Genomic DNA, 7,691 nt, shown 5'->3' with positions numbered 1-7,691 from the left:
CCCGGCGGGCGCTGCCCAGCGCCTCGGCGCGGAGCGAGCCCTTTGATGTGCTGCTGCTGGACATCCATATGCCGGGGCACAGCGGCATGGAGCTGGCGCGCCAGCTGCAGCAGCAGCCCGCAGCCCCCGCCGTGGTCTTTGTCACCGCCCACCCCGAGCATGCGCTGAGCGCCTTCGAAGTCAATGCCGCCGACTACCTGACCAAGCCGGTGCGGCGCGAGCGCCTGGCCGCTGCGCTGCACAAGGTGGCCCTGGTCGCCCAGGCCCATGCGCTGCGCCAGGCGCCGGCCCAGACCGAGCCGGATGCCGAGACCGACAGCTTGCTGATCACCGACCGGGGCCGCACCGAGCGGGTGCGCCTGGCCGATGTGCTGTATTTCAAATCCGAGCTGAAGTATGTGACGGTGCGCACCGCCACCCATGCCTACCTGTGGTCGGGCAGCCTCAACGATCTGGAGACGCGCTTTGCCAAGCGCTATTTGCGCGTGCACCGCAATGCGCTGGTGGCGCCGTCTGCGATACGCTGCCTGGAAAAGGCCTGGGGCGGGGACGACAGCGACGGCTGGCAGCTGCGCCTGTTTGGCATCGAGGATGTGCTGCTGGTCTCGCGGCGCCAGCTGCCGGTGGTGCGGGCCTTGCTGGCCAACAAGGGCAGTGGCCTGCGCGCAGGCTGAGCCCTACCCTTTCGCTTCTATCTCAGTGCTTGTGCCCGTCGTGGTCGCCATGCGCATCCTGCGTGCCATGGGCCTCATGCTGCTCGGCCGTGCCGTGCGCATGGCCATGGTGGTCATGGTCGCCATGCGCCCAGGTGCTGACCGCGCTCACCACCACCATGCCGATGGCCAGCCAGACCACCTGCTGCACCGTCTGCTTGGCCGTCAGCTGGCGCTGCAGCTGCGGGATCAGATCAGCGAGGGCCACATAGATGAAACTGCTCGACGCAATGGCCAGGAAGTACGGCAGAAAATCTGCCAGTGAGCTGACCAGGAAATAGCCAACCACGCCGCCCAGCGCCGTCACCGCACCAGCGAGCGACAGCTTGAGCAAGGCCACCTTGCTCTGGCTGCGGCTGCCATTGCCCGACAGCACGACCAGGTCACCCATGTGGTGGGGCACCTCATGGGCCAGCACCGAGATGGCCGCCACAATGCCCAGCCACATATCGGCCATGAAGGCCGACGCAATCAGGATGCCGTCGCCAAAGCAGTGCACGCTGTCGCCGGTCAGCAGCGACCAGCCGCCCGCGCTGTTGTTGTGCGTGTGGCCGTGGTGGTGGTGGGCATGGCCATGCGGGCCATCGGCGTGCTCGGCATCTGCATGCTCGCCATGGGCATGGCCGCGCTCTTCGGGCAGCGCATGGCGGTGCTCATGGCCGTGGTGCCAGAGCTCCGCCTTGTCCAGCAAAAAGAAAAACACCAGCCCCAGCAGCAGCACCACAAACAGCGCCTTGGGGTTGATCTGGCTCTCGAAAGCCTCGGGCAGCAAATGCACAAAAGCGGTGGCGAGCAAGGCGCCTGCGGCCAGGCTCAGCAGGTGCTGGGCACCAAAGCGGCTGCCCTGGCTGCCAATGCCCGTGCGCATCAGCGCTGCGGCCACCCACACACTGCCCAAACCGGCAGCAAGGGTCGCCAGCACGATTGCGATCAAAGTCATGAAACCATCCTTCAGCGGGGCCGGGCTTGGCAAAAACGCCGCCAACCCGGGCCGGCCCATCGCTCATCCGCGCAGCCCCCGGGCACCCGTGCCCTCTCCAACATGCCGCGCATGGTAGCACTTTGTTGCAACGCAGTTGCATTAACCACCCAAAATCCTGTGCAGGTGACAGGACTTGGGGCGGCCCCAGTGGAACCTCTGCGACTGCGAGCACCACCCAGGATTGTGGACACCGGCGTCAGTGCGCCTTTTCCCAGTTCGGGCCAAAGCCGATCTCGGCGATCAACGGCACCTTCAGGTCGGCCACGCTGGCCATGATGGCCGGGATCTCCGTGCGCAGCCATTCCTGCTCGGCAGCGGGCAGCTCGAACACCAGTTCATCGTGCACCTGCATGATGACCAGCACCTCGGGCTTGTCTGCATCGAGCTTGGCCTGCACAGCGACCATGGCCTTCTTGATCAAATCGGCCGCCGTGCCCTGCATGGGGGCATTGATCGCAGCGCGCTCGGCCGCTTTCTTGCGCGGGCCATTGCCGCCATTGATCTCGGGTAGCACCAGGCGCCGGCCGAACACGGTCTCGACATAGCCCTGCGCATGGGCCAGCTCCACGGTCTGGTCCATATAGCGCTTGACGCCGGGGTAGCGCTGGAAGTACTTGTCGATATAGGCGGCAGCGGCCTTGGTCTCGATGCCCAGGTTCTTGGCCAGGCCAAAGCTGCTCATGCCATAGATCAGGCCAAAGTTGATGACCTTGGCATAGCGGCGCTGCTCGCTGCTGACCTGGTCCAGCGCCACGCCAAACACCTCGGCGGCGGTGGCGCGGTGCACATCCAGGCCATCGCGGAAGGCGTTGAGCAAGGCCTCGTCACCCGACAGATGCGCCATGATGCGCAGCTCGATCTGCGAGTAGTCGGCACTGGCAATCAGCTTGCCCTCGGGCGCAACAAAGGCCTCGCGGATGCGGCGGCCTTCGGCGGGGCGCACAGGAATGTTCTGCAGGTTGGGGTCGTTGCTGGACAAGCGGCCCGTCACGGCCACCGCCTGCGCATAGTGGGTGTGCACGCGGCCATCGCTGGGCAAAGCCATCTGCGCGAGTTTGTCGGTATAGGTGCCCTTGAGCTTGGACAGCGAGCGGTGCTCCAGAATCTTGGCCGGCAGCGGGTAGTCCTCGGCCAGCTTCTCCAGCACTTCCTCGTCGGTGCTGCGCGCGCCGGTGGCGGTTTTCTTCACCACGGGCAGGCCGAGCTTGTCAAAAAAGATCTCGCCGAGCTGCTTGGGGCTGCTCAGGTTGAACTGCTGGCCGGCGATCTCATAGGCCTCGGCCTCCAGCGCCAGAATGCGGCGGCCCAGGTCATTGCTCTGGCGCGCCAGCTCGGGCGCATCGATGCGCACGCCATTGCGCTCGATGCGGAACAGCGCCTCGCTGGTCTGCATCTCCAGCGCATAGATATGCGCCAGGCCCGCATTGGCTTCGATGCGCGGCCACAGCACGCGGTGCACATCCAGGGTCTGGTCCGAGTCTTCGCAGCTGTAGGCCGCTGCCTTGTCCACCGGCACCTGGGCAAACGGGATCTGGCCCTTGCCCTTGCCGCAGAGGTCTTCGTAGCTGATGCCGGTGCGGCCGGTGTGGCGCAGCGCCAGGCTGCCCAGGTTGTGGGGGCGGTCGGCTTCGAGCACATAGGACTGCAGCATGGTGTCATGCGCATAGCCCTGCACGCGGATGCCATGGTTGGCCAGCACATGCTGGTCGTATTTGACATGCTGGCCCAGCTTCTTTTTGCTGGCGTCTTCCAGCCAGGGCTTGAGCTTGGCCAGCACCAGGTCGATGGGCAGCTGCTCGGGCACATCCAGGCCTTCATGGCGCAGCGGCACGTAGGCCGCCTCACCCACCTGCACGCTGAACGAGATGCCGACGATGCGGGCCTGCATTTCGTCGAGCGAATCGGTTTCGGTGTCCAGCGCCGTCAGCTCGGCCGCCTGCAGTTTCAGCAGCCAGGCGTCCAGATCGGCCTCGGTCAGGATGGTGTGGTAGACCACATCGCGCTGCTGGGCCTCGATGGCCACCTCGGTCACGGCGGCATCGGCGCTGTCAAACAGGCCCGCCTGGCCGGACGCGCTGTCGCCCGTCGCCTTGGCGGACGCGGGGGTAGCGGCAGAGCCCAGCGCGCGCGCCAGGCCCTTGAAGCCATATTGCTCGTAGAACGGCACCAAGGCCACGGCATCGGGCTCGCCCAGGGTAATGCCATCGAAGGCAGGCAGGCCCTGGATATAGTCGTCCAGCGCGCAATCGGTCTTCATCGTCACCAACTGGCGGCTGAGCGCCAGCTGGCCGCTGGCGATCGCATCGCGCAGGTTCTGGCCGGCAACGCCCTTGATCGTGTCGGCCTTGGCAATCAGCTCATCGAGCGAGCCGTGCTCCTCCAGCCACTTGGCGGCGGTCTTGGGGCCCACCTTGCTGACGCCGGGCACGTTGTCCACCGTATCGCCCACCAGGGCCTGGTACTCCACCATCTGCGAGGGCGGCACGCCAAACTCGGCAGTGACGCCGGCGACATCGCGGCGCTTGCCGTTCATCGTGTCGATGATGGTCACATGCTCGTTGACCAGCTGGCTCAAATCCTTGTCGCCGCTGGAGACGATGACCTGGATGCCCTGCTGCGAGGCCATCTGGGCCAGGGTGGCAATGACATCGTCGGCCTCGACGCCGGGCACGGCCAGGATCTTCCAGCCCAGCAGCTGCACCACCTCGTGGATCGGGGCGATCTGCGAGCGCAGGTCGTCGGGCATCGGCGAGCGCGTGGCCTTGTACTCAGTGTAGAGATCGTCGCGAAAGGTCGGGCCGCTGGCATCGAAAACACAGACGGCGTAGTCGGCCTGTATGTCTTTACGCAACGCCTGCATCATATTGACCATGCCGCGGATGGCGCCGGTGGCCGGGCTGGCAGGATCGCCGGGAACCGCACGAAGATCGGGCATGGCATGGTAGGCACGGTACAGATAGCTGGAACCGTCCACCAGCACTAAAGTAGGAGGATTACGCATATTGACATTGTGCCCGGTACGCAAACACCGGGCGACAACTTACAATTGGCCCATGCGCGCAATTACCACTTCTTTCATCGCCCAGGCCCTGGCACTGGTGCTGGCAGCCCCTGCGCTGGCCCAGCAACCCGCAGTTCCTGCCGAGCCGCCTGCGGCGCAACCCGCTGCACAGCCAGCGGCCCCTGCCGACGCAGCGCCTGCCAACGACAAGTACAACCAGAAGGCCGAATACATCCGGGTGGAAGACGCGGGCAGCCGCATCGACGAGGTGCGCATTGGCGGCCAGACCCAGAGCATCCATGTGCAGCCCAAGATGGGCAATATGCCTGGCTACGAGGTCAAGCCCACCGACGGCGCCCGCGCCCGCCCTGACGGCTTTGGCGACACCCAAAGCAAGAAGCGCGTCTGGAATATCGGCAATTTCTGAGCGCGATACCAGAGCGAATAGCCCAGCGCCGCGCAGGCTTGCGATAATCGCCCCTTTGCACCCGCCGCTTTGCGGGCCAGGCCAGCCACAGAGGCTGGCCTTGTTTTTGTAGTGACGATATACATCCATGGCTGTTTTCACCGAAGTATCCGACAAGGCTGCCAAGGCCTTGCTCAAGCGTGTCCCACTGGGCGATTTCGTCTCGTTGCGCGGTATTGAAGGCGGTATTGAAAACACCAACTACTTTCTGACCACCAGCCAGGGCGAGTATGTGCTGACCCTGTTCGAGCGCCTGCGCGCCGACCAGCTGCCGTTCTATCTGTACCTGATGAAGCACCTGGCCAAGGCCGGCGTGCCCGTGCCCGAGCCCCAGGCCGATGGCAAGACCGGCGACATCCTGCTGCAGGTCGAGGGCAAGCCCGCTGCCATCGTTGGCAAGCTGCCCGGCAAGAGCCAGCTGGCGCCCCAGGCGGCGCATTGCCAATCGCTGGGCGAGGTGCTGGCCAGAATGCACCAGGCCGCCCTCGACTACCCGCGCCAGCAGCCCAATCTGCGTGGCCTGCCCTGGTGGAACGAGACCGTGCCGGTGGTGCTGCCCTACCTGGACAGCGCCACTGCCGAGCTGCTGCGCAGCGAACTGGCCTACCAGAACCATGTGGCGCAAAGCTCGGTCTATACCGCGCTGCCGCACGGCCCGGTGCATGCCGATCTGTTCCGCGACAATGCGATGTTCGAGGGCGAGACGCTGACCGGCATCTTTGACTTCTATTTCGCCGGTGTCGATACCTGGCTGTTCGACATTGCCGTGGTCATCAACGACTGGTGCATCGACCTGGCCACCGGCGCCATCGACCTGGCACGTGCCGATGCGCTGCTGGCCGCCTACCAGGCCGTGCGCCCGCTGCAGGCCTGCGAGCGCGAACTGCTCAACGCCATGCTGCGCGCTGGCGCGCTGCGCTTTTGGATCTCGCGCCTGTGGGACTTCTACCTGCCGCGCGAAGCCTCGCTGCTCAAGCCGCACGACCCGACCCATTTCGAGCGCGTGCTGCGCGAGCGCCTGGCCACGCCTTACCAGCTGAAATAAGCGACCTGTTCAAAGCAACCCAGGGCGCGCCCGCGCGCACCATGCCCATATGGGTGCCTGCCCCTTGGGCGCATGGGTTACAGTGCGCCATCCCCTTTGATTTTTTTATCGCTGCAGCCCACGCTGCAGCGCGCTGGTGCATGAAACTTCGTATCGCCACTGCCCGCCAGGGTGTGACCTGGGTGCAAGACGGCTTCAAAACCTTCAAGACACAGGCCCTGGCCCTCACTTCGCTGTTCTTTCTGTCGATGATGGTGATGTCCCTGATCGGCGCCATCCCGATTGCCGGCACCTTTATCGCGCTGGCGCTGCTGCCGGTCTCCACCCTGTGCATGATGATTGGCGCCGCGTTGACGGCCCAGGGCACGCGCCCGACCTTGCCGGTGGTGCTGGCTGCGCTGCGTGTCGACAAGGAGCGGCGCAACTCCTTTGTCGTGCTGGGCGTGTTCTATGCGCTATCCTTTCTGCTGGTGCTGGGCTTTTCGGCGCTGTTCGACGGCGGCCAGTTCGCCCGCCTCAACCTGATGGGCGGCGAGATCACGCGTGAGATCGTTGAGCAACCGGCCTTCCAGCAGGCCATGTTCGCCACCATGCTGCTGTACATTCCGCTGTCGTTGCTGTTCTGGCATGCGCCTGGCCTCATTTACTGGCACCGCGTTCCCGCCATCAAGGCGGTGTTCTTCAGCCTGATCGCCTGCAGCCGCAATATCGGCGCCTTCACGATGTTTGGTCTGGCCTGGATGGCTGTCGGCATCGGTTTTGGCATCGCCATGGCCTTGCTGTCTGCGCTGCTGGGCACCTTGCTGGGCGCCTGGGCAGCAGCGGCGATTGCCATTGCCGGCTCGCTGATGCTGGCCACGATGTTCCTGACCTCGGTAGTGTTCAGCTTTCGTGACTGCTTTGAAGCGCCGGAGCAGACTGACAGCGTCGCGCTCTAAGCCCTACCCGCTCACCCCAGCCCGGTCTGTGTCCCACAGCCCGGGCTTTTTTCATCGCTGCGGGCCTTCGCCATGGTGCAGGCGGTGCAGCTGCGCGCGGTCTTCCAGGCTGGACAGCACCAGCGCAAACACAATGCCCAGCGCCGCACCCAGCACGGTGTCGAGTACCCGCTCCAGTGGCATGGCCAAAGGCGCCAGCGGCGATGAGGCCAGATGCGTCATCAGCAAGGCCATGGGCGTGACCGTGATCTGGCCCAGGGCGTAGTTGTAGCCAATGCTCACCTCGGTGATGAACTGCAGCGCGACGATGGCTGCGGCAATCCACCAAAACGATGGCTCCAGCGACAAAATCAGACCGGCGACCAGCGCGCCCAGCATCGTGCCCACCATGCGCTGCAGCGCCCGGTTCATCGTGATGTGCAGATGGCTGCCCTGCATCACCGCGGTGGCGCCAATCGCCGCCCAGGCCGGATGCTGCCAGCCCGCCGCCTGGGCCACCCAGGCGGCCAGGCCAGCACCGAGCACAATGCGGCCGGCGGCGGCCAG

The 7,691-nt window shown here is 65.1% G+C and carries 7 protein-coding genes; 4 read left to right on the top strand and 3 right to left on the bottom strand.

Features of this window, described 5'->3' with window-relative positions:
• Positions 1-674 (top strand): LytTR family DNA-binding domain-containing protein (locus H928_RS28420; RefSeq protein WP_239644994.1); only part of this gene is annotated, 674 nt, incomplete at its 5' end.
• Between the two features lie 22 nt (positions 675-696).
• Here H928_RS28420 and H928_RS28415 read toward each other — a convergent pair.
• The gene (locus H928_RS28415) at positions 697-1,653 is read right to left on the bottom strand and encodes a ZIP family metal transporter (RefSeq protein WP_052330070.1); all 957 of its coding nucleotides are present in this window, start codon (positions 1,651-1,653) and stop codon (positions 697-699) included.
• A gap of 238 nt (positions 1,654-1,891) precedes the next feature.
• Positions 1,892-4,696, bottom strand: a complete 2,805-nt coding sequence (gene polA / locus H928_RS0116915) for a DNA polymerase I (RefSeq protein ID WP_021027569.1) — start codon at positions 4,694-4,696, stop codon at positions 1,892-1,894.
• Between the two features lie 52 nt (positions 4,697-4,748).
• Between polA and H928_RS0116910 the strand changes: the two genes are divergently transcribed.
• From H928_RS0116910 to H928_RS0116900, 3 genes are all read left to right on the top strand, one after another.
• A complete protein-coding gene (locus tag H928_RS0116910; protein WP_021027568.1) occupies positions 4,749-5,123 on the top strand; it encodes a hypothetical protein in 375 nt (124 codons plus the stop codon).
• A 127-nt stretch (positions 5,124-5,250) separates the two neighbouring features.
• Positions 5,251-6,207 carry a homoserine kinase gene (locus tag H928_RS0116905; protein WP_021027567.1) on the top strand — a complete coding sequence of 319 codons (957 nt, stop codon included), beginning with the start codon at positions 5,251-5,253 and terminating at the stop codon, positions 6,205-6,207.
• 140 nt (positions 6,208-6,347) lie between these two features.
• Positions 6,348-7,145: a BPSS1780 family membrane protein gene (locus H928_RS0116900; protein WP_021027566.1), complete on the top strand. Its 798-nt coding sequence runs from the start codon at positions 6,348-6,350 to the stop codon at positions 7,143-7,145.
• 51 nt (positions 7,146-7,196) lie between these two features.
• Here the strand turns inward: H928_RS0116900 and H928_RS0116895 are convergent.
• On the bottom strand, positions 7,197-7,691 hold a 495-nt coding region (locus H928_RS0116895), incomplete at its 5' end, for an FUSC family protein (RefSeq protein WP_021027565.1).

This window comes from Comamonas sp. B-9, from assembly GCF_000410635.1.
In the GTDB taxonomy this organism is placed as follows: Bacteria; Pseudomonadota; Gammaproteobacteria; order Burkholderiales; family Burkholderiaceae_C; genus Comamonas.
The sequence above is the reverse complement of the archived record's forward strand: the minus strand, read 5'-3'. Positions and strand labels throughout refer to the sequence as shown.

Bases quoted from the DNA above. Each gene is read 5' to 3' on its own strand.
- H928_RS28415 (WP_052330070.1), bottom strand. From the start codon at position 1,653: ATGACTTTGATCGCAATCGTGCTGGCGACCCTTGCTGCCGGTTTGGGC.
- H928_RS0116910 (WP_021027568.1), top strand. From the start codon at position 4,749: ATGCGCGCAATTACCACTTCTTTCATCGCCCAGGCCCTGGCACTGGTG.
- H928_RS0116905 (WP_021027567.1), top strand. From the start codon at position 5,251: ATGGCTGTTTTCACCGAAGTATCCGACAAGGCTGCCAAGGCCTTGCTC.
- polA (WP_021027569.1), bottom strand. From the start codon at position 4,696: ATGCGTAATCCTCCTACTTTAGTGCTGGTGGACGGTTCCAGCTATCTG.
- H928_RS0116900 (WP_021027566.1), top strand. From the start codon at position 6,348: ATGAAACTTCGTATCGCCACTGCCCGCCAGGGTGTGACCTGGGTGCAA.